At 62.9% G+C, this 21,858-nt stretch carries 21 protein-coding genes and 1 riboswitch; of the genes, 9 read left to right on the forward strand and 12 right to left on the reverse strand.

Annotation, left to right across the window (positions count from 1 at the left end; genetic code table 11):
• From KFO72_RS03985 to KFO72_RS04000, 4 genes are all read right to left on the reverse strand, one after another.
• A partial coding sequence (locus KFO72_RS03985) for a hypothetical protein (protein WP_225031448.1) occupies positions 1 to 481 on the reverse strand: 481 nt, incomplete at its 3' end.
• Positions 482 to 2,138: 1,657 nt separating this feature from the next.
• On the reverse strand, positions 2,139 to 2,669 hold the full coding sequence (locus tag KFO72_RS03990) for a hypothetical protein (RefSeq protein ID WP_225031449.1): 531 nt from the start codon (positions 2,667 to 2,669) through the stop codon (positions 2,139 to 2,141).
• Positions 2,670 to 2,790: 121 nt separating this feature from the next.
• Positions 2,791 to 3,033: a hypothetical protein gene (locus KFO72_RS03995; protein ID WP_062918172.1), complete on the reverse strand. Its 243-nt coding sequence runs from the start codon at positions 3,031 to 3,033 to the stop codon at positions 2,791 to 2,793.
• 229 nt (positions 3,034 to 3,262) lie between these two features.
• Complete coding sequence (locus KFO72_RS04000) at positions 3,263 to 3,568, reverse strand: hypothetical protein (protein WP_225031450.1); 306 nt, start codon at positions 3,566 to 3,568, stop codon at positions 3,263 to 3,265.
• 427 nt (positions 3,569 to 3,995) lie between these two features.
• On the opposite strand from KFO72_RS04000, the gene KFO72_RS04005 reads away from it, so the two are divergent.
• From KFO72_RS04005 to KFO72_RS04020, 4 genes are all read left to right on the forward strand, one after another.
• A complete protein-coding gene (locus KFO72_RS04005; RefSeq protein ID WP_225031451.1) occupies positions 3,996 to 4,634 on the forward strand; it encodes a diguanylate cyclase in 639 nt (212 codons plus the stop codon).
• Positions 4,635 to 4,803: 169 nt separating this feature from the next.
• Positions 4,804 to 5,118: a co-chaperone GroES gene (gene groES / locus KFO72_RS04010; protein ID WP_054932386.1), complete on the forward strand. Its 315-nt coding sequence runs from the start codon at positions 4,804 to 4,806 to the stop codon at positions 5,116 to 5,118.
• Between the two features lie 65 nt (positions 5,119 to 5,183).
• Entirely contained in the window at positions 5,184 to 6,806 is a 1,623-nt protein-coding gene (gene groL / locus KFO72_RS04015; protein WP_225031452.1) for a chaperonin GroEL, read from the forward strand.
• Positions 6,807 to 6,908: 102 nt separating this feature from the next.
• Positions 6,909 to 7,163 carry a hypothetical protein gene (locus KFO72_RS04020; protein ID WP_054932382.1) on the forward strand — a complete coding sequence of 85 codons (255 nt, stop codon included), beginning with the start codon at positions 6,909 to 6,911 and terminating at the stop codon, positions 7,161 to 7,163.
• A 171-nt stretch (positions 7,164 to 7,334) separates the two neighbouring features.
• Here the strand turns inward: KFO72_RS04020 and KFO72_RS04025 are convergent, their stop codons facing one another.
• The 3 genes from KFO72_RS04025 to KFO72_RS04035 form a co-directional block, all read right to left on the reverse strand.
• On the reverse strand, positions 7,335 to 7,535 hold the full coding sequence (locus tag KFO72_RS04025; RefSeq protein ID WP_156516794.1) for a hypothetical protein: 201 nt from the start codon (positions 7,533 to 7,535) through the stop codon (positions 7,335 to 7,337).
• 257 nt (positions 7,536 to 7,792) lie between these two features.
• Entirely contained in the window at positions 7,793 to 8,200 is a 408-nt protein-coding gene (locus KFO72_RS04030; protein WP_054932380.1) for an Hsp20/alpha crystallin family protein, read from the reverse strand.
• A 14-nt stretch (positions 8,201 to 8,214) separates the two neighbouring features.
• Positions 8,215 to 8,655 carry an Hsp20/alpha crystallin family protein gene (locus tag KFO72_RS04035; RefSeq protein WP_062918168.1) on the reverse strand — a complete coding sequence of 147 codons (441 nt, stop codon included), beginning with the start codon at positions 8,653 to 8,655 and terminating at the stop codon, positions 8,215 to 8,217.
• 801 nt (positions 8,656 to 9,456) lie between these two features.
• On the opposite strand from KFO72_RS04035, the gene KFO72_RS04040 reads away from it, so the two are divergent.
• Both KFO72_RS04040 and KFO72_RS04045 read left to right on the forward strand, forming a co-directional pair.
• Positions 9,457 to 9,831 carry a hypothetical protein gene (locus KFO72_RS04040; RefSeq protein ID WP_225031453.1) on the forward strand — a complete coding sequence of 125 codons (375 nt, stop codon included), beginning with the start codon at positions 9,457 to 9,459 and terminating at the stop codon, positions 9,829 to 9,831.
• A gap of 87 nt (positions 9,832 to 9,918) precedes the next feature.
• Entirely contained in the window at positions 9,919 to 10,239 is a 321-nt protein-coding gene (locus KFO72_RS04045) for a hypothetical protein (RefSeq protein WP_225031454.1), read from the forward strand.
• A 373-nt stretch (positions 10,240 to 10,612) separates the two neighbouring features.
• Here KFO72_RS04045 and KFO72_RS04050 read toward each other — a convergent pair whose 3' ends face one another.
• The 5 genes from KFO72_RS04050 to KFO72_RS04070 form a co-directional block, all read right to left on the reverse strand.
• Positions 10,613 to 11,068, reverse strand: a complete 456-nt coding sequence (locus KFO72_RS04050; protein ID WP_225031455.1) for a RidA family protein — start codon at positions 11,066 to 11,068, stop codon at positions 10,613 to 10,615.
• A gap of 366 nt (positions 11,069 to 11,434) precedes the next feature.
• Complete coding sequence (locus KFO72_RS04055) at positions 11,435 to 12,421, reverse strand: zinc-dependent alcohol dehydrogenase family protein (protein WP_225031456.1); 987 nt, start codon at positions 12,419 to 12,421, stop codon at positions 11,435 to 11,437.
• A gap of 63 nt (positions 12,422 to 12,484) precedes the next feature.
• Positions 12,485 to 12,793, reverse strand: a complete 309-nt coding sequence (locus tag KFO72_RS04060) for a hypothetical protein (RefSeq protein WP_062918165.1) — start codon at positions 12,791 to 12,793, stop codon at positions 12,485 to 12,487.
• Positions 12,794 to 12,997: 204 nt separating this feature from the next.
• Entirely contained in the window at positions 12,998 to 15,481 is a 2,484-nt protein-coding gene (locus tag KFO72_RS04065; protein ID WP_225031457.1) for a carbohydrate-binding family V/XII, read from the reverse strand.
• 113 nt (positions 15,482 to 15,594) lie between these two features.
• Positions 15,595 to 16,779, reverse strand: a complete 1,185-nt coding sequence (locus tag KFO72_RS04070) for a porin (protein ID WP_054932372.1) — start codon at positions 16,777 to 16,779, stop codon at positions 15,595 to 15,597.
• Positions 16,780 to 17,181: 402 nt separating this feature from the next.
• On the opposite strand from KFO72_RS04070, the gene KFO72_RS04075 reads away from it, so the two are divergent.
• From KFO72_RS04075 to KFO72_RS04085, 3 genes are all read left to right on the forward strand, one after another.
• Positions 17,182 to 18,123 (forward strand): LysR family transcriptional regulator, encoded by a 942-nt coding sequence (locus tag KFO72_RS04075; protein ID WP_225031458.1) that lies wholly within the window; start codon positions 17,182 to 17,184, stop codon positions 18,121 to 18,123.
• Positions 18,124 to 18,197: 74 nt separating this feature from the next.
• Positions 18,198 to 18,288: riboswitch (glycine riboswitch) on the forward strand.
• Positions 18,289 to 18,468: 180 nt separating this feature from the next.
• Positions 18,469 to 19,692, forward strand: coding sequence for a D-amino acid dehydrogenase (locus tag KFO72_RS04080; protein ID WP_107201502.1), 1,224 nt, complete (start codon positions 18,469 to 18,471; stop codon positions 19,690 to 19,692).
• 609 nt (positions 19,693 to 20,301) lie between these two features.
• Positions 20,302 to 21,846, forward strand: coding sequence for a trypsin-like peptidase domain-containing protein (locus tag KFO72_RS04085; RefSeq protein ID WP_054932371.1), 1,545 nt, complete (start codon positions 20,302 to 20,304; stop codon positions 21,844 to 21,846).
• Positions 21,847 to 21,858 lie beyond the last annotated feature (12 nt).

The raw sequence follows: 21,858 nt of genomic DNA on the forward strand, positions 1-21,858 counted from the left end.
CCGGCACCGCCTGCACCGGCACCGCCTGCACCGGCACCGCCTGCACCGGCACCGCCTGCACCGGCACCGCCTGCACCCGCGCCGCCTGCGCCCGCGCCGCCTGCACCGGCACCGCCTGCGCCGTTTCCGCCTGCGCCGTGACCGCCTGCACCCGCACCGGCACCGCCCGCACCCGCGCCGCCTGCGCCAGCACCGCCTGCGCCAGCACCGGCTGCGCCAGCACCGGCTGCGCCAGCACCGGCTGCACCCGCACCGGCTGCACCGGCACCGCCTGCACCGGCACCGCCTGCACCCGCACCGCCTGCACCGGCACCGCCTGCACCGGCACCGCCTGCACCCGCACCGCCTGCGCCCGCACCGCCTGCGCCCGTACCACCTGCGCCAGCACCCGGACCACCTGCGCCTGAACCACCTCCACTGTGGCCGCCTGAAGTCTGTCCTTGAGCCAGTTGCAGCGAAGCAGACTTCGCAGAAGGTGCATCGCGGTGATCGAGCGAAGCGGAAGCTACGGGCGGGGAGCCCGTCGCACTGCCAATTGCAGTTCCCTGGACAGAGGGTGACGGCGATCTCACCACATGATCGGACGAAGACGCTTGTTGCGTTGGCGACGTGGGTCGCGTGATCCTGGGCGCATGCCGTGCAATTGCTCCCACGTGGGACGCCGGATGGCGGTGATTCTGTGTGGCGGCATGGCTCGCTCGACCAGGCACACGTGCAACCGGCTGCGCTGCAGCAGAATCCGGATGAGATCCCGCGCCGTGATCGGCGGGAGCTGACGACACCGGTGGGGCGAGTTCAGCACTCGCAATCGCAGGAGAACGCGCGGGAGGCGACGATAGTGGTGCGACATCACCGGACCAGGACGTGTGTTGCGTTGGCGTCGTGGATCCGATGATCGCGAGCAGCTTGTCATAGTCGAACCGGTCGCCAGACGCGACGATACCCATGACCCCGGCAGCCAATGATGCGCTTGCCCAGGCAACCCAAAGCGCAAGACGTTTGCCCCGCAGGGGCGGTGCGACCTTGATGCCTGCATCCGGGTCAGCTGCACCGGCGTGCGCAAGCTCGGCGTGGCGGGACATCACCACGCGCTGCTGATCGTTTCGTCTGATCCTTCCGTTCGCTACGTTCATGTGGCGTCCCCTTGCGGAGTGCTCATCGAAATGCGCCGCGGGACCGTCTGCTGGTTCGACCCCTGGCTTCGCCACGGCAATGGGAGCGGTCAACCAGTTTTTCTATAGTAGGTCGTTGCGCTATGAACGCGCTCGCCATCTTCGTGGCCGATCCGGACAGGTGGCGGGAGTCGCCCTCCGCGGGCTTTCCGCAATGGCCCCGCAGTGGGCGACGACGCGATGCACGTAGAGCATTCGCTGTGCCTGTTCGGCCGGATCGCGATTGAGCGGTGAGATCGTAGGCATAGCATGGGCATAGACCATCAAGCAGTTCCGCACCAGGCGATGTGCAGATCGAACAGGGAAAGATGGAAGAGCATGTGTGAGTCTGCTCAACCTTGACGCGGGAATAAGGCAAACCCTGGGATGGCTTGCGAGTAGCGGGGCGATAGCGAATGATCTCGCTATCGTCGCGATGTTCGAATCGACGTCCACTCGAGGATGATCTGGACTGCCATGCAATGGACCCATCTGAGCGGTAGCCGCCTGGACGGCGTTGATCCCGGCAGCCTGGTGAATTCCTTTGGTCGGCAATCGACGGGCATAGCGCGGCGGTGGAGTCGCACATTCAGACGCTCGAGCAATTGATATTGCAGCGGACAACTGGAATATTCTGGAAGCCCGCAGGTTTCAACGGAAGACCCAGACCGCGCAGTTCAGGGGACGATTATTCCATGGTCGTGCAAGAGATCGGCAGCCACCCCGGGCCTCGTACCGCCGCTGCGCACATGAAGCGTGGTGCCGTTGGTAGAGATGTCCTGCGAATGGAAATTGGCAGGAAAGGAGTGCAGGTCTCGTCAATGGCCGCGGCGCAGATTCTCCGCGCTCAGCATACTCGCGATCACGGACGCGCCTCGGGCAAGTTCGAACTGATAGTCGATCTCCGCCTGTGCGACGGCACGGTCAATCTTGTTTCTTCCGTATGAGGTCCATTTCGCGGCCACTGTCAGTCATTCGGGCGCGTGATCAGAGACCCGAATTGACCGGTCCGGACTGGTGGTTGCCATCGCGTTTAGCGTGACGAGACCGTGGAGCGTTCCGGTCGACGAGTAGACCGAGCGCGGAAAGAACCTGTCGTGCCTGGGAGAAGCCCCGTTCGGGACAGCGCTCAAATATGCGGTTGAACTCTGAGACGAGTTGAAGGGCTCGCTGTGGGCCCGGCCGGTCGGGGTCCAATGTCAAGGCAGTCTGTGCGAACCGGATGGGACCGGTCTTGATCATCGCGCGCAAAACCGCGTTTGCACTGCCGCTGGAAAATAGCTCAACGCCGTACGCACGGATCATGGCCCGCACGATTGCTTCGGCGGCGGGCGTAAGGGGCGGCATCGCTTCAATGAGGCGTAGTTGCGCTGAACGTCCTTCCGCCTCGGTGAAGCGTCCAATATCGTCGATATCGGCTTCAAGACGCTGCACCGGCAGATTGACGCTGAACAGCAGGAGTTTGATGCGCTCAAAAAGCACCGCTTCCAACGGGTCGATGATTGGAGTGTCCGACATTTTCTTTCCTTCCTGTTCACCTGCGCCAGAACTCATAGCCGCCCGGCAGGCGTCGAATCGCGCCGCGCGAGAACTGGCTGATCAATCGGGTTTCTCGCTCGCCGTATGCTGACGGGCATCCCTACATACGCCGGATATACCGTTCCGATATGACTGAACGTTGCTGGATCCATGCAACGGCGAGTTCGAGGGCTTCATCGCGTGCGTCCTGCGCATTAGAGAAGTCGCCATCTACCCCGAGCGTGCGAGTGTCGCCGACGCGGTCGGTGACGATGGCCGCTGCTGCATAACGTCCCGTCGCGGTTGGGGTTACCACCGGACGGACTTCGCAACCGTGATACTCCACTACGTTTTCCGCTTGCATACGACACCTCCGGTAAGAGATCGCGCCGCGCCGGAAACGGGCGCGCGACGCGAGAGCGGCCGTCGGCCCTGCAGCACACGGTATTCCAGACGGCGCCGCAGGCCCGCATAAACCGGCAATGCGCGAACACGTGACTACAAGAAGTCGTCGTCGCGTCCCGGCGAGCGTGTGTTGGCAAGCAATCCGCGTCGCGCAGGGACGTCAAGCCAGGCGTTGCGATCACTGCCATTCAGCTTGCCAGTCGCGGCCCCATGACATCCTTCGTTTGGCCATCGAACCGTAACGGCGTTTCAGGGCGTTCTCCACTGCCGCCATCGGCGGTCTTCGCGCTTCGCGGTACGTCGCTCCGGTGAAGCGCCTCGAGGAACGTTCTACCCTTGCCGGTCAGGTAAGCGCGGCGGGCTCCCGAGGCGCCGTGTTCCAGCATGACCAGCTGGCGTTCGAGCAGCGCGTCGAGTTCGGCGCGATCCATGTCGAGCTGGTCCGGCGCCTGGCGGACCAGCATCAGCGTTGCAAATTCGTGTGGGCTGAGCATTTCCGTCTCCCGTAAAACATGGCCCGAATAACACGGCACGGTGCAGGAAATCAATGCACAGTGCGCGGCATACAAGGCGCGCGGGGCGATGCAATGTGGTGCTGTCATGCGAAGAAGCGCACCGGCACGTCCCGCGACAGGCGATCACTGCGGGGGCGATCGCCCGCCCCGGCGCAGACGCGAAGCCGCTGCGCCGGGCGATGCTGAAGAAAAGTGACTCATGACCGGTCCCTTAAGCCATTCAAGCCGGGGCCTCTCACGAACAACGAACGGGACCACGCGCTCCAGTCCGTCCGTCGATGGAGAAGCGCCACCGGCAAACAAATCGAAACACGCAGCGCTAATCGCAACTGCCTGAGCGATGCATAAAATAGCTCAACGAACGGAAATTTCAAGAGGCTCTGCAACATGTCTCCCGGGAGGCTTCATGAACCTTTTCGATACGCTGCATGAGCAGATGGAGAGCGTGCGCCTGCCGCTCTTTGCCGTCACAGTCACGGCGGCGGCTCAGGTGAATACGCCACTCATTGCGATACTTCACTGGCACGGTTTCCGGCGCGCGACACCGCTCGTGCTACCCGGCGTCGACATTCCGCCAAGACCGGTTCCCGGCTCGGCGCTCCAGCTTGATACGCCCTGGCGCAGCTTCGAGACCGTGGACGCCATGCTGCTCGATGCCGCATGGCAATTCGGCGCCTGGAACCTTGAACGCGTCGAGCGGCGTGGCTGTGACGTGATCGGTGCCAGCGCAAGCGAAGCACTCGCGTGCCGTCAGGCGTTCGGCGACTATGGAGAAGAAGCGGCGCGTGGCCCGCAGCTGCTTGCCGACGACACCAGCCGCGTCGAACTGATGCAGCTTGCGGCCCGCAAAGGCTACCTTCGCTGGCTGTTCAGGCCCATCAAGGGCGGGCTGTGGAGCGCCCTCGATGAACCCGACGATACGCTTGCGGCCGACGGAGGACGCCGGCCGCCGTGTCCCGTGGCGCCACAGCCGCGCCGTGCGGACGGACACGGTCGCACCGTCTATCGCCTGGGTGCCGTCAATCGCATCATGCTGCTGCGTTGAAACATTTTGTTACAAAGCGCGGCGTGTTTGCCCTCTTGAAGAGCAGCGGGGCTGCCTCTATTTCGCTTTCCGCCAGTCACTGGCACGGCTGCACGGCGGCGCTTCGCGCGCCGCTAACGTGGCAGCCGGATTCCCTTATTGGTGATCCTTTATCGCTCAGGAGATGGAAATGCAGATTCGTCCCCTCTACGACCGGGTTATCGTCAAGCGAATCGAGACGCAGCGGACGACGGCCTCGGGCATCGTGATTCCGGACTCAGTCGCCGAGAAGCCCGAACAGGGTGAAGTCATTGCAGTCGGCAGCGGCCGCCTGCTGCAGGATGGAACGCTGCGCGCACTGCAGCTGAAAGTCGGAGACCAGGTTTTATTCGGCAAATACGCAGGCCAGACCGTAAAGGTCGATGGCGAAGAGCTGCTCGTCATGCGCGAGGAAGACGTCATGGGCGTCATCGAAGCCGATACGGTCGCTCGCAAGGCGGCCTGAAACCTTGCCCGGTAGCGGACGCCCGTGTCCGCGATCCGTCAACGACTTTTATCTGGAGCAACAAAATGAGTGCAAAAGACGTCAGGTTCCACGACAGCGCCCGCACCCGTATCGTCAAGGGCGTCAATGTCCTCGCAGACGCCGTGAAAGTCACGCTCGGGCCGAAGGGCCGCAATGTTCTGCTTGAACGCAGCTTCGGCGCGCCGACCATTACCAAGGATGGTGTCTCGGTTGCAAAGGAAATCGAGCTGAAGGACCGCTTCGAAAACATGGGCGCACAGATCGTCAAGCAGGTCGCATCGAAGACTGCGGACGTGGCGGGCGACGGTACGACCACTGCGACCGTGCTCGCACAGGCGATCGTGCAGGAAGGGATGAAGCATGTCGCCGCGGGGCTCAATCCGATGGATCTGAAGCGTGGTATCGACAAGGCCGTAAGCGCCGTACTGGACGAGCTGCGCAAGCTGTCGAAGCCAATTTCGACCAACCGCGAAATCGCGCAGGTCGGCTCGATCTCGGCGAACTCGGATGAGGCAATCGGCAAGATCATCGCCGACGCGATGGAAAAGGTCGGCAAGGAAGGCGTCATCACGGTCGAGGACGGCAAGTCGCTCGAGAACGAACTCGATGTGGTGGAGGGCATGCAGTTCGATCGCGGGTACATCAGCCGGTATTTCATCAACGATCCCGACAGGCAGGCCGCGTATCTCGACGACGCCCTGATCCTGCTGCACGACAAGAAGATCTCGAACATCCGTGATCTGCTTCCCGTGCTCGAAGCGGCATCCAAGGCGGGCAAGCCCTTGCTGATCGTTGCAGAAGATATCGACGGCGAGGCGCTGGCCACGCTCGTGGTGAACGCGATGCGCGGCATCCTCAAGGTCGCGGCTGTCAAGGCGCCCGGCTTCGGCGACCGGCGCAAGGCCATGCTGGAAGATATCGCCATCCTGACTGGCGCCACCGTCATTTCGGAAGAGACGGGCAAGCAACTCGAGAAGGCTACGCTCGAAGATCTCGGCCGCGCGAAACGCGTCGAAGTGCGCAAGGACGACACGATCATTATCGATGGCGCGGGCGACGCGCAGCGCATCGACGCACGCGTGAAGTCCATCCGCGTGCAGATCGACGAGACGACGAGCGACTATGACCGCGACAAGCTGCAGGAGCGCGTGGCCAAGCTCGCGGGCGGCGTGGCCGTCATCAAGGTCGGCGCAGCAACCGAAGTCGAGATGAAGGAGAAAAAGGATCGCGTCGACGATGCGCTGCACGCGACGCGCGCGGCGGTCGAGGAAGGTATCGTGCCGGGTGGCGGTGTGGCGCTGCTGCGCGCAAGAGCCGCCGTGAGCGGCCTGCAGGGCGCCAACGGCGATCAGGACGCGGGCATCCAGATCGTACTGCGCGCGCTTGAAGCGCCCTTGCGTGTCATCGCGTCGAATGCGGGCGATGAGCCTTCGGTGGTAATTGCGAAGGTGCTCGAAGGCAAGGGCAATTATGGCTACAACGCGGCCACGGGCGAGTACGGCGATCTCGTCGAGGCGGGCGTGGTCGACCCGACGAAGGTTACGCGCACGGCGCTGCAAAACGCGGCATCGATTGCCGGTCTCATCCTGACCACGGACGCGACGATCGCCGAAGCCCCGAAGGACGAGAAGCCGGCGCAGGCCGTCGCACCTGAACTGGAGTACTGAGTCGCTTCCTGCAAGCGCTGGCCGCTCCCTCACGGCCAGCGCACTGCCTTCGGCGCCGCCATTGCTTCCATCTCGCGGCGCCGCTTTTTGCCGCAGACAAAGATGAAACTCGACCTTTGCATTGACTCGAAACCGCTCGACATCGAGATCGACGACGTCGTCGCGGGGCTGCTTGCCGTACGGCTTGGCCTGCCCGGCGATACGAACCACCAGCAAGCGCTGGCCCGCTACCTGAGCGAAAAGGGCGCGCCCTGGATGCTTGATGAGGAGCACATGCGCAGACGCATTCTTCGCCGGCTCATCCTGGACATTGCCGACCCGGCGCTGGTTATCCGCCATCTCATGGCGGAAGAATGAACTGCTCCAGCCGGCAACGACGGGTAATGGCGATACAGGTCGCGTGTTGACACCGCCGTCTTGCTGGTCCCAAAGAAAAATCTCGCGATGTCAAGCGCTCCTCGTTCGCCTGCTGGCGCACCTGTCAGGCCGCTTCCCGCTGGCGTGCTAAAAACAGACTACCTGAAGTTCTCACAGCTCTCGGTTGCCGATGAACTTGCCATTGGCGAATCTCTCGACGACGCCCAACTGGAGGAAGCTTTGTCCGCCATAGCGTGCGGGTCGATGCGGGCGGCGCGGCCCGCAATGAAGGTCTTCTATGATGGGTGCAGGTTCTGGCTCGCCGGGCACTTTCATCGCTACGAGGCAGCCCGGCGTCTCGGTGCGCGACATCAGGAATTCTGGTGTGACATCGAGCCAGGCTCGAAGGACGCCGCCCTCCGGTGGGCGACCCGGGATTCGTTCCGCGCGACGGCGACGTAGCCGTCTGTTGCCTGGGTGCGGGCCACGACATATCGCACGGGTATCGTGCAGATACGAACGTCGCGACCCCTCCAGAAAAGATGCGTTTACGCGGGCAAAGAACCTCCTTGCCATCACGTGGGCGGTGGCGGCGCGGCCACCACCGCCCACGCCTTGTCGTCAGTGCGTCAGCCGGTCTTGACCTCGATACGCCGCGGACGCGCTTCCTCGCGGCGAGGGATCGTCAGCCTGAGCACGCCGTCCAACAGATTCGCCTCGATCTTCGAGACGTCAAAGTCCGGCGACAGCGTGAAGGTCCGCGCAAAATGTGGCTCCCGGACCTCGGCATGCTGCAGACGCAGGTTGGCGGGCGTCGGGACGACTGCCTCAGCCTCGATCGAAAGGTTTCCGTCGTGCACCCGTACATCCAGCTTGTCCCGGGTGACGCCCGGCAGGTCGGCCCACAGCGTGACGGCCTGGCCGTCCTCATAAATGTCGACGGCGGGAGTGATCGTCATGCGGCGCCTGGACTGTTCGCCCTGGTGCCGCGCGAGTGCCGATTGGTCGCGTTGTGCGAGTTGGGTCGTGTCGTTCATGATTGGCTCCCGGGTTACTGGACGGAAATTGCGCGCGGCTTCGATGATTCGCGCTTGCCGATGGTGATCGTCAGGCAGCCATTTTCATAACGGGCCTGAACCTTGTCGGGGTCCGCCGTTTGTGGCAGCTCGATGACGCGCCGGAAGGCACCGCTAAAACGCTCCTGCGCATAGATGCGCGTTTCGTCGTTGGCGCCCTGGAGGGACGGTTTGCGCTCCCCGCTGATGCTCAGCACGCCCTTGTCGATCGATACGTCGAGTGCGGCCGCGTCGATGCCCGGCGCGAATGCGACGATCTCGATGGAATCGTCAGTAGCGCCAAGATTGACGGCCGGGAACGTGCCCAAGCGGCTCGCGCGAATGCTGGACGGGAAAGTATTGAACAGGCTTGCCATCTGACGCTGTAAGCGGTCGAAGTCGCTGAACAGGTCGGTGCCGGAATAAAGATCGCTCATGATGTAGTCCTCCTCAAGTGACGCATTGAGGCGAACGGGCCTACGCGCTCCAGTTCGCCCGCCAGCGTCTGGCAAACAAATCGAAACACGCAGCGTGCGGCCGGTCGAGCACCGCACGTCTGCCTGAGCGAAACTTAAGATAGGCCTTATGGCGGATTTTTCAAGGGCGAAAACAAGGTCACGCCGCGCTCCGTAGCGGCACCGGCTTCTTCGATGCGCCGCCAGGCGGCTGGCTACGGCGCGATGGCACGCCATCAATGAATGCGCGGTTCTCAGACATCTTGAAATTTCTGGTCAGTGAAACTAAGTTATATCCTGCTCAGGCAGTGCGCGCGATAACCCACCGGCGCGCACTGCGTGTTTCGATTTGTTTGCCCCGCAGCATGGCGAGCGAACTGGAGCGCGCAAGCCCGTTCTCTTCCTTGCTGCCTATAAGGAGATGACGATGAGCACTCTTCATTCTCGTCCGCAGCGCGCTATTGTCGACATTCTGCGCTCTTCCTCCAGACGCGCCCGTCGCGTGCTCCATGCAGAGGTTGTAGCAGTGCTGCGCGCGGTCCGGCGTATGTCTTCGCGCTTGCGAAAGCGCTAGCCGGCCTTTAGTCGGGCAATGCATACAGCGTCTTCGCTGTTCCAAATAATTGTGGGCATCCACCAGACCGACGGGGCACGATAACGTGTTTTTGTTCCTGTTCCGGGAAGTGAAGACGCGTGCATGACGTGATCCGTCCTGCGGCAGCCACGCATCGCGTTCGCGTGGCTGCTGCCTGGTGAGCCACGGGATTGGTAAGAGGTTTTTCCATGAAGACTCGGTTGGCCATACTCGCGGCAGCGACGATGTGCGCGGGGATGGGCGTAGCGGGCGGTGCGCTGGCGGGCATCCCGCCGCTAAATACATTTCCCTTCGACCATCAGATCGGGCACACGCCGCCGGTCCAGCACGGCAACGGTACGTCCGCGCCCAGCAACTTTACGACGACGATTCACGATCGCGCCTCGACGCCCTGTGACGACGCGGATGTGGCTGACATCCTCCGAGGCAAAAGGGGCGCGCCGGCTCCCACGCTGGTGCTGCCGTATTTGAATCAGCGGGTGGCACTCAGGGGCAGCGTCATTTGTCCCGGCTCTGGGTCACGGTTGATGCCCGAGCCTGACGACGTGTTTCCGATCAGGTGAGGTGCGATTGATTCGCCGCTGCGCAAGCGAGGAATGCATCTGACGGTGAGGAAGCGCACGGCGGTGAACCCTCGGAGGAGAAATAACATGAATCCCTGCAAGGCCTGCATGAGGTTGAACGGCCAGCATTCCGAGACGCGTCCGCATGGCGATCTTCGTCTGGAGGGGACGGGTGTTTTCGGGACTCCGCGCGAGCCAATACGACGATATGTGCAGTATCGCTGTCATACCTGCGGGAGTTGGCTGCGTCAGAACACCGAACGCGGCGATCCGGCCGGGTTGTGGTCGCTTCAGGCCCCGAGCGGTCGCGCATCGGCCACCCGCGACGAGACGGTAAAAGATGAGCACGCCGGCCGCGCGGTTGAATGGTTGAAGAACGCAATCGAGTCCGCAAAGGGAACCGGGTAACGGACGCGCTGACGTTCACTCACGTCCGGATGCGCCGGCACTGCGTCACCGTCCTGTTTCAAGGCAGCAGTCATCACTCAAGTCCGGCGCAACATTGACCGAACGCAAAAAGACGGAGGCTCTGATTCTCATGGAATCGTTTGTAGTGCCGACATAGAGAGAGAGCGGCACGGTCCGCGCGCGCTTCGGCGCTGACGCGGCAGTCGGCGGCAGTGCAGGCTGGGAATCGTTCTGAGCGCTGGGCCCCGGGAAGGAAGCGCGGGTCGCACCTGGCCTCAAGCCTCAAACAGGAAGCGCGACGCGAACAGCAGTACGGACGTGGAGTCCTTCACTTCGATTTCAACATCGTTTGAAGTTCTGGTTCCGCTGGGACTTATCGTTTCAATTCGAAGATGCTGTCGATCTCAACCGGGATGCCCATCGGCAACGTATGCGCGCCAAGCGCGCTTCGAGCTGGAAGCTTGTCTTGCCCAAACAATGTCAGCAAGACGTCACTGGCGCCATTGGCTACTTGCGGATGCTGGGTGAACGACTGTTCAGCACGCACGTAGACTGTCAGCCGGCTGCATCTCTCGACGTTGTCGAGCCCGCATGCCTGATCGACGCAGGCCAGGATCATGAGCATCGTCAGACGCGCTGCGTGCTGAGCCCTTTCCAGAGACACATCGGCGCCGACTATTCCGACAATCGGCTTGCCATCCTCGAACGGCCCGAGACCGGAGACATAGAGTTGACTCCCCGAAATGGAGACCGTCCGATAGGAGCCGAGCGGGTCAATGGGCGGCGGCAATTCGATGCCGGCTTGTGCAAGGCGTTCGGATACGTTCATGTTCGGCTCAGTCTGAGGTGATGAAACAATAGCGTACTCTGGTCAATTCTGTTTGATGCATTGGGGTTCGAAAGTCCACTGTAATGTACCCAGCCAGTAGTTCAGGGTCGGCTGGTGCCCGACACCCGATCCAGGATGCCGGCGAAACCGGGCAGAACCAGCTGGACACATATCCGTCGGATATCTTCTCTCGCGTTGAAGTGGCGGACGGGCGGGCAAGATCACACGGTGCATCCCGACCCGCAACGATGGGCCTCGAAGCGCATCGGAGCGACCGTTGCCGAGATGGCGAGCGTTACGTGCCGATGCTCTCGCGGCCTGACTATCAGGTGGCTTCAGGGTCGAACGGCTGCCTGACGCCCTCACTCAACGCATCATCAACACCGCCGCGCCCGACAGGCGCCCACTGCGCAGGTCGTCTAAGGCGCGATTTGCGTCGGCGAGCGGATAGCGCGTCACTTCGATATCGAGCTGCATGTCGCCCGCGATCTTCATGAACGCTGCGCCGTCGGCGCGCGTCAGGTTTGCAACCGATACGACGCGGCGCTCACCCCACAAAAAGGCATAGGGAAACGCGGGAATATCACTCATGTGTATGCCGCCGCACACCACGATGCCGCCCTTGACGACCGCCTTCAGCGCGGTCGGCACGAGCGCGCCGACGGGCGCGAAGATCAGCGCGGCATCGAGCGGTTCGGGCGGCGCTTCGTCGCTGCCGCCTGCCCACGTCGCGCCGAGCCTGCGCGCGAGTTGCTGCGCGGTGTCGTCGCCCGGCCGCGTGAACGCGTATAGCGTGCGGCCCTGATGACGCGCGACCTGCGCGACGATGTGCGCCGCTGCGCCGAAGCCGTAGATGCCGACGCGCCTCGCGTCGCCTGCCATGCTGAGCGTCCGGTAGCCGATGAGACCGGCGCACAGCAGCGGCGCAGCTTGCGCGTCGTCGTAGCGCCCGGGTAACGGCAGGCAATAACGGTGATCGGCAATCACCTGTTCGGCGTAACCGCCGTCGATTGTGTAGCCCGTGAAGCCAGGCGTGTCGCAGAGGTTCTCGCGGCCGCTCGCGCAATACGGACAGACGCCGCACGTGCGGCCAAGCCACGGCACGCCGACGCGGTCGCCGATATCGAAGGCCGTCACGTCCGCGCCGCGCGCCGCGACCCGGCCGACGATCTCATGACCCGGAATCACCGGCCGCCTCGGCTCGCTCAATTCGCCATCGACGACGTGCAGATCGGTGCGGCACACGCCGCATGCCAGCACGTCGATCAGCAGTTCTCCCGCCGATGGCGCTCGCTGGGGCAACTCGCGTTCGGCGAGCGTGGGAGTCGATCCGTCGAAAACCATTGCGCGCATGCTCGATCCTCCTCGCGTGGAATCCGCCAATGCCGCGTCAAATGCGCCGCGACGCGCGACAGTTCAACCGCGCGATGCGGATGCCGCGTCGTCCGTGAGCCGCTTCTCAGGCTCCTGAGAGGGTTGAACGGGCGCGGCAATAGATGGGAGCCACGGCTGCCATGCGCGCACCCACATCGACCACATCGAGAACATCGACAGCGGCGACGCGAGCGAGAAAAAATCGGGTTGCAGAAACCACCGCGCGGCGGCTTCGACCGACGGCACGGCGGTAATGTGAATCGCGACGCTTTCCGCATTGCGGTCGGGCAGTTTGCGCCGCGTAATTTCTATATCGACGGTGGGCAGGTGGGCGGTAAGTTTCGTCTCCATGCTCGGCCTCGCGATGACAGGTCAGGTGCTGGGAGCGGGCATGTCTGGGAAGGCACGCCCGACGGTGACGCGTTCAGCAAACTCTATCATGCAGCACTGCATGATCCCTGTCCCGACTGCTGACGCAACGGGCGAGGCGCTTTGTGTACGCGCCGTGCCCGAAGCACAAAAGCACCGCAGCACGGAAGTGCCGCTGCGTGCCCGTCAGCGCCGTCCGCCGTGGAATCCACCACCGCCGAAATGCGCGCCGCCAAAGCCGTTGCCGCCGCCAAAGCCGCCGAAGTGCTGGCCACCGAATCCGCCGCCTCCGCCAAATCCGCCGCCTCCGCCGCCTCCACCGAACCCGCCGGCGTGCTGGCTGAAGCGCTGCTCGCCAGTCATGCGCGCGTCATGCTGCTGGTCGAGATCGCTGCCGACCCGGCCGTCCGGTTGGGCCGTTTGCCAGCCGCTCGACGTGTGCTGTTCCCACGATCCGCCGTCCGAACGACGATAGACATTACCGTCGTGTCCCGCGTAGACGTCGCCGTTGTTCCAGGCAACGGCATTGCCGCGCGACTGGTTTGTCACGATCCCTTTGCTGGCGGTCTGATATTGCCCCGTCTGCGTATTGCCGGACACACCGAATTCGGCGGCGCCCGCGCGGCCCGTGCGGGCGTTGTAACCGGCGACCTGACGGCCCGCCGCATAGTTGCCGTTGTACTGATTGCCGACGATACCGCCGCGACCCGCGCCTTCCCGCCCAGTAACGGGATTGGCGAACGAGCCTTGCCGGCCGGCCGCATAGTTGCCCGAATACGGATTGAATGCGGCTCCGCGTGCGCCCTGAAAGCGCGCGCCTGTGGCGGGGTTATAACCGGCTCCCGCCGTGCCGCGCCATTGCGTGCCCGTCCATGCATTCCAGCCTGTCGTGTGGGTGACCGTGCCCTGGCCCCAGCGGCCGTAGAAATTCGCCTGGTTGACGTTCACGTTGTTCCAGCCGCCGCCCCAGTAACCGCCGCCCCAGTACGGTCCCCAGTAAGGCGACGCGCATCCCCAGACCGCTCCCGCGGCAAAGCCGAACGCAAAGCCCTCTGCCGCGCCCAGCGCGAAACTCGCGCCGTACCCGTAGGTCTGCGGATAGCCGTAGTAATACGCACCGACATACGGCGCATACACATAACCCGTGCCGTAGACGACCGTGCCTTGCGCATCGACGACGACCCCGAGATACCCCGGCGTATAGCCGACGACGACGGTATCCGGCGTCACCGAATAGATGTGGACATACGTCACGTAGTGCAGCGGCGCGCTGGTGGGAATCGTGTAGATCACGGCCGGAACCTCGGTCGCGACGGTCCAGCCGCCCATTGGCGATATGGAGACGAACCAGACGCCGTTGGCTACCGCGTAGAAATGCGTCGAGTCGACTTCGATGACGGGCGTCGCCGTGTTGATCGCGTATCGCAACGGCGTGCCGGAGATCGGCTCGAAGCGCGGCGCGCCATCATACGAAACCGACAAGGCGGCTTTCTGACGGGACACCGACGCTGTCTGCGGAATGGATGCGGCAATCGCCGCCTCTCTCGCTTGAGGCGTGCCCGGCACGGACACCAGCACATTCGCCTTCGGATCGTGCGGAGAAATCTTCGCGAAGTCTGCAGGAAGCTGATTGCCCGGAACGTAAGTCCAGGGGCCGTCAGTCGTCGCAGCCGTGAACCAGCGCCCCGACACGAGCACGTAATACTGGTTCGTCGTGGGATTCACGAACACGGCGTGATCGGTATTGGTAACGGTCAGCAGTCCCGTGCCGTCGACGGGCTTCAGTTGCGCGGCACCGTCCGTCACGATCAGTTCCGCCGGACGGGTCGCGACGAGCAGGGCGGGGGCCTGTGCAGCGGGTTTGCCGCTGGCGGGCAGCATCGGGTCGGCGGGATTTTTTGCGGCCGCTTGCTGCGCGGCATCGGACAGCGTTTGCGACGGCGTCGCGAGGACTTGCCAGGGGCCGTTCGTATCGCGCGCATTGAACCAGTAGCCGGCCGCATGCAGGTACAACGTGCCGCCGGCGTCACGCATCAGCAGCGCGCGGCTGTTGAGCGCGCGCTGGAAGCCTGTGTGTCCGACGTTTTGCCATGCGGGCGCGCCGTCGACCAGCACGAGCACGGTGGGCTGCGTGGCGAACAGGATTTGCGGCGGGTCGTTCTTCACCGGCTCGCGCATCGTATTCGACAGCTCTTGCGATGCCGCGTAGCTCGTCTGCAACTCGTCGAGCGGCATGCTCATGCCCGCTGCGGGCAAGCGCGCGAGCAACGAACGACGAATGCTGTCGGCGAGATTCGCGTCGGTTGGAACGTCGACGCTGTCGATCTGTATCCCGGTGAGTTGCACCAGCCCGGATGGCTTGTCGATATGGGCACGGGCGGAAAAATGCGCGACGCCGAAGGTCGGCGTACCGTTGGCCTTGCCGACGGCAACTGCGGCGCGCCCCGAAATGCGATTGCCGTCCCACTTCTCGATTTGCGGCTGATACATCTCGACATGCTCGCCGTTCGTCTCGAAGTTGCGTGGCCAGTCCGCCTGCGTGGCCGGCACGGGGGCGTTCGCCGCAAACGACGGCGCGATTTGCCAGGTCAATGCGGTGAGCGTCAACACCGACGCGACGATCTGAGTCAATCTCACCCTCGCGCCGCGCTCTTTAAAGTTTGCGTTCATCTTCGAGATATGTCTTCCGTTGATTGTTGGTTGCCCAAAAGAAAAAGCCGCCTCTAAAAGAGGCGGTTAAAGCTGGCGGAGACCAGAGAAGATTCCTAAATATCTGTGAATCGTCAGAACCGGTGTCGAATGCCTGTCGAAACGACGTATTGGCTCTTGCTCGTCGAGGGTGCAGCGGTGCCGTTGACCTGTGTCAGGTTCGCGCCGACCTGATTGTCTGCGCCGATCTGCATGACGCTTTCAGCATAGACGTCGGTGCGTTTGGACAGCGCGTAGTCGGCCTGGACGCCGAACTGGTTCCAGTGCGAAGAACTGTTGCTCGTGCTGGACGTACGCGGCGTGCTGCGCAAGCCTTGCGTGTACGTGTACGCAGCGCCGAGACTCAACTCAGGCGTCACGCTATAGCGCGCGTGGATTTCGTGGTTGTTGTAACGCAGCGAGGAGTCGCCGATGCTGTCCTGATAGCGGGTCTGCGTGAAGACCGTGCCGATCGTCAGCGGTCCCATCACATGGCTCACGCCAAGACCCCAGGTGCGCTGATTCTGAAGGCCCGGAAGGTTCGTCATCGCCGAGGGCGGAAGGTTCTGGATCGCGCCCGAACTGTTGTTGGAATTCAAGCCCTGAATCTGCAGATAGGCAGCTGCGAATTGCAGGCTGGCGTACTTATAGCCAGCACCGACGCTATATGCGCGGTTGTTCGCAAAGCCGCTCGCATTGTTTGAGAAGCCATACAACGCGTTGAACGAAGCCCCAGCATAGTTTGCGCTTTGATACTTGACCGAATTGCTGATGCTGAACGTGCTGTTCAGGTTGTCGTTATCGCCGCGGTGCGCGAAGTACGTGCCGCCCCAGGTGCCGGCTGCGGAGACCGGGCCCAGATAATCGACAACCGAGTCGTACTGGCGGCCGAGGGTCAGCGTGCCGTAATCGGCAGCAGACACGCCGACGAATGCCTGGCGGTTGAACAGGCTGTTATTGGACTGATTGTTATTGGCCAGGCTGCCGTTGTTCACGTTGAAGCCGCTTTCGAGGTTGAAGACGGCCTTCAGCCCGCCGCCCAGGTCTTCCACGCCGCGCATGCCCCAGCGGCTTTGCTGCACGTTGCCGCTCGTCATGCCGACGGTTGCCTTCCCGTCGGTCAGCCCGCCCGGCGTCATGGGCGAATTGCGCGTGGCCTCGTTGCTCACGTAAGTCAGGCCCGCGTCGACGAGGCCATACAGCGTGACGCTGCTCTGCGCGTGCGCCGCACCCGCGAAGGCCGCCGAAGCAGCCGCGAAAATCAATGTGGTTTTTTTCATATTCGTGTTCCGTACTAAGCCTGGCGACTTGAATGAATGTGCTGTGCTCCGTGTTCGAGATAGCCGCGGCAAGTAGCGTTGAAAACTCGCGGCATGCGTCGATCACGCAAAGCGCACTATAGAGTCTGAGTTGATGTTTCGTTATGTTTAATAATTAAAAACTATTTTTTAGGAACTCAAAATAAATCCGATTTTTAATGATAAGAAGATGTTTTTTCTGATGAAAACCATCTCGATATTTAGTTTGAAAATGGCGCGGATTTGATTTTGTGTTGTGACATTGCTACGTTGCTCGTTTACATGGGTGATAATCGTATTTGCGGTGATTTAGGCTGTATCGCTGAATGGATTTGGTGATTTAATGTTGATATATATGTCTAATCTGTTTTATTTCTGTTGCTCATGCTGAATAAGTTGCAGGCAATACGAATTTTCTTAAGAGTCGCCGAGAACAACTCGTTCAGTCGAGCCGCTTCGAGTCTCAATCTTTCCAATGCGGTCGTGACGCGCTATGTGGCGCTGCTGGAGGCGCATCTCAATGCGCGTCTCGTCAATCGCACGACGCGCAGCGTGTCGTTGACGGAAGCGGGCCGCGCTTATGCGAGAGGGTGCCAGCAACTGCTGGAGTTGCTGGATTCGATGGAGTCGGCCGTGACAGAAGAGGCGGGCGAGCCCACGGGCACGCTCAAGGTCGCGGCGGCGGCCTCGTTTTCACTGGCGACGCTGGCGCCTTTGCTGCACCGCTACCGGATGCGTCATCCGAAGGTGAAGCTGGACCTCACGCTGCTGCATCATTCCGTCGATCTCGTCGAAGATGGGTTCGACGTCGGCATCGTCGCGTCGTGGCAGGTGAATGGCAGCACCCTGGTGAAGCGTCCGTTGCTGTCGGTGCGGCCCGCCGTCGTCGCGTCCGCCGGCTATATCGACCGGCACGGCGCGCCGGCCTCGCTCGAAGACCTTGCCTCGCACAGCTTCCTCGCGCCTTCGCGAGACATGCACGGAACCGAGTGGTCATTCGCGAGCGCCGACGGTCACGAGCGGACCTTGAATCTCGACTCGGTGTGCAGGGTGAACAGCATGATCATGCTTCGGCAACTGGTGCTCGCCGACATGGGCCTCGCCATCCTGCCCGAAGACTACGTCATCGGCGACATTGCGAACGGCGCGTTGCTGCGCGTGCTCGAACAGTATCGGGTGACCAACGGTCTCAAGGAAATGTCGCTCGTCTATCCCGGCCGCCGGCATGTGTCGGCGAAAGTGCGCACCTTCGTGGACTTCACGATCGAATACTTCCGGAGAGGTTTCGCGCCGGGTGCGCCGCGAGCCGACTTGACATCGAGCTGAGCCGTCCGGCGCAAGGTCGTCCGGAAGAGGGGCTTGCCAGCTTCTTTTGGCTTCGGTAAGGTCGCACTGTTCCACAACGCAGCACGGGAGAGATCGTCCCCAGCGGACGACGCCGACGGAGCAACCGCCCCGGAAACTCTCAGGCAAAAGGACCGTGCAGCTGGAACATCTGGAGAGCGGCGCCGTGCGCGCCCACCGAAGGGGAGCCCCCGCCGTTCGCGGCGCGCGGGCGAAACTCTCAGGTACATGGACAGATGGGGCATCGGCGCCGGCTGCTGCGTGCAGCAGCAAGAAGCGACAGCACGAAGCGCGGCCGGCGATGCTCAACGAACACTGGACCATGTCATGTCACGAATCGCCATCATCGGCGCCGGGATTACCGGCGTCACGACCGCTTACGCCCTTGCGCAACGCGGCTATCGCGTCACTGTTTTCGAGCGTCACCGCTACGCGGCGATGGAAACCTCGTTTGCCAACGGCGGGCAACTGTCGGCGAGCAACGCCGAGGTCTGGAACAGCCGCGCGACCCTCATCAAGGGTCTGCGCTGGATGTTCAGGCGCGACGCGCCGCTGCTGATGAATCCGCGTCCCGACTGGCACAAGTACAGCTGGATCGGCGAGTTCATGCGGCAGATTCCGCACTACCGCGCGAACACGATCGAGACCGTGCGCCTCGCGATTGCCGCGCGCGAGCATCTGTTCGGTATTGCAGCGCGGGAAGGCATCGACTTCGATCTCGAACGGCGCGGCATCCTGCATTTCTACGCGACGCGCAAGGAGTACGAGTCCGCGCTGAAGGTCAATGCGCTGCTGCGCGAAGGCGGCCTGGAGCGGCGCGCCGTCACGCCGGAAGAAATCCGTTCAATCGAGCCCGCGCTGCACGGCGAGTTCTACGGCGGCTTTTTCACGCCGTCGGATTCGACGGGCGACATCCACAAGTTCACGCGCGGTCTCGCCGACGCATGTGCGCGGCACGGCGTCGAGTTTCGCTACGACACGGCGGTGCAGTCGATTCACGAGGAAAGCACCGGGCGGCTCGTCGTCGCGAGCCAAACGCAAGGGCAGCGCGATGCGGCGGCGTTCGACAGCCTCGTGATCTGCGCGGGAGTCGGCAGCCGCGCGTTCGCGGCGATGGTCGGCGATCATGTGAACGTGTACCCCGTAAAGGGCTATTCGATCACCGTGTGTCTCGACGATGCGAAGAGCCAGCAGCACGCGCCGTGGGTCAGCCTGCTCGACGACAGCGCGAAGATCGTCACCAGCCGGCTTGGCGCGGACCGCTTTCGCGTCGCGGGCACGGCGGAACTGAACGGCCTGAATCGCGATATCCGTTCGGACCGCATCGAGCCGCTCGTGCGCTGGACGCGTGAGCATTTTCCCGGCGTATCGACAGCGCGTGTCGTGCCGTGGGCGGGGCTGCGTCCGATGTTGCCGGGCATGCTGCCGAAGGTTGGACGCGGCAAGCGCCGTGGCGTGTTCTACAACACAGGTCACGGTCATCTCGGATGGACGCTGTCGGCGGCGACGGCGGAGGGTGTCGCGCAGGCATTGTCGGCGTCGTCGGTATAACCGGCGCGTAGCGGACGATCCGCGCAGGCGGGCGGCCAGGACTTTCGAAGTCGAAACGCGAAGCAACGTGCGTGAGCGTTTGCGAGCATGCGTAGCCGCGAGCGTCTGGCTGCCCGCTTCATCGACGCGGAACCGTCACGAATGAATGACGCGTTTTGCGCGACAGTAATCGCGTCACGGCGGCGTAGCCGCTGACGCGTATCGAGCTATCAGCGCGGACCATCAGCGCGGACTATCAGTTCGGACTATCAGCGTACCGGCAGCAGTGCCAGCGACGCACGCCAGGATTTGTACTCGCTGCAATTTTGCTGCCCGCTCTCTATAAATGAATCAGGACGAACGGGTCAACCGTTCGCGTCCTGGATTGTCCATTGCGGGCAAACATGCAACTGAATCTCACGTCGATCTCGATCCACCCGGACAGACATCAAGGGTCGATCGCATCCGTCTGCGCTTGCGGGTGGATCGTCATGCGACATGGTTTGCGTCGGCCGGATGGGCTCTGTTTCTTTTCGGACTCTTCGGTGTGCTATGTCACAGTCGCCGGCTGCGACGCACGAAATAATGTCTTCACAGTGCCAGGCATAACGAACGCCACGGAGGTGCGCTGTGTTTCACTCGACTCTATCCCGCACCTGGTTATGCACCGCCGTGACAACGGCCTGCCTCGCCGGATACCCCCACGCCAACGCCGAAGCGATCGCACCGCATGCTGCGGCTGCTTCCGCGCCGTCGCCTGCGTCCGCGCCAGTGAAAGAGAAACGAACGGCGCCCGCGAATGCGAACGCCCCGCTCGACTTCCCGGCGATCGTCGAGCGTTACGGGCCCGCCGTCGTGAACATCCGCGCGATCCTGCCGGAAAAGCCGCTGGCAGCGCCAACGCCGCCAGCGCCGGCCGCGGCGCCTGCGGCCGCTTCGGGCGCGAGCTCCGAAGCGATCGACGGTGACGACCCGCTGTTCGCGTTCTTCCGGCAGGCCATGCCGCAGTTGCAGGACGGGCAGAGTAGTTCGCCGCGTGCGATGTCGGGCGTGGGCTCGGGTTTCATCGTCAGTCCCAACGGACTGATACTGACGACGGCGCATGTCGTCGACGGCTCCGATGACGTGACGGTGCGCCTGACCGACCGGCGCGAGTTCAAGGCAAAAGTCGTCGCCGTCGATGGGCCAAGCGATGTCGCTGTGATCCAGATCGAAGCGACGAAGCTGCCCGTCGTCAAGCTCGGCGATTCGACGCGTGTGCGCGTCGGCGAACAGGTGCTGACGATCGGCTCACCGGACAGCTATCAGAACACGGTGACGGCGGGCATTGTCAGCGCGACGTCGCGCACGCTGTCCGATGGCACGACGTTTCCGTTCTTCCAGACCAACGGCGCGTTGAATCCCGACAACTCGGGCGGCCCGGTTTTCAATCGCGCGGGGGAAGTGGTCGGCATACACGTCCAGGTCTATGCCGACGGCGATCGTTTCCAGAGTCTGACTTTTGCCATCCCGATTGCGATGGCGAACAAGGTGCGCGCACAGTTGCAGGCGCAGTCGAAGTCTCAAGATGCAGACGGTGCCCACGGCGCGTTCGGCATGCAGGTGCAGGACGTCGATCCGGGACTCGCCGGCGCGTTCGGTCTGCCGCGCGCGGCGGGCGCGCTGGTGATCGCCGTCGAGCCCGGCAGTCCCGCCGCCACGAGCAAGCTGAAGCCCGGCGACGTGATCGTGCAGATCGCCGACAAGCCCGTCGAGCACGCCGCGGATCTCGCCGACCCGGATGCGCTGCCGCAGACGGGCTCGAAAGTCCCCGTGAAGCTGATTCGTAATCGCAAGCAGGTGACGATCATGGTCAACCTGGCGGCGTCGGCGCAATACGCGAGCACGGGTGTGAGCGATGTCGGTCCGCTGGATCATCTCGGTCTGAGCATGCATCCGCTGACGGACGACGAACGGCGCACCACCGGGCTGGCCGAAGGCCTGATGGTCGAGGATGTGTCGGGCGCGGCGGGTCCTGCCGGTATCAAGCCGGGCGATGTGGTGTTGTCGCTGAACGGCACGCTGGTTGCATCGCAGGATGAACTGGCGGCGCTGGCGGCGAAGGCGGGCAAGAAGGCGGCACTGCTGATCCAGCGTAATCACGCGCGCAGTTTCGTGACTGTCGATCTGAAGTGAAGCGCAAGCGCT

The organism is Paraburkholderia sp. XV (assembly GCF_020177535.1).
Taxonomy (GTDB): domain Bacteria; phylum Pseudomonadota; class Gammaproteobacteria; order Burkholderiales; family Burkholderiaceae; genus Paraburkholderia; species Paraburkholderia caribensis.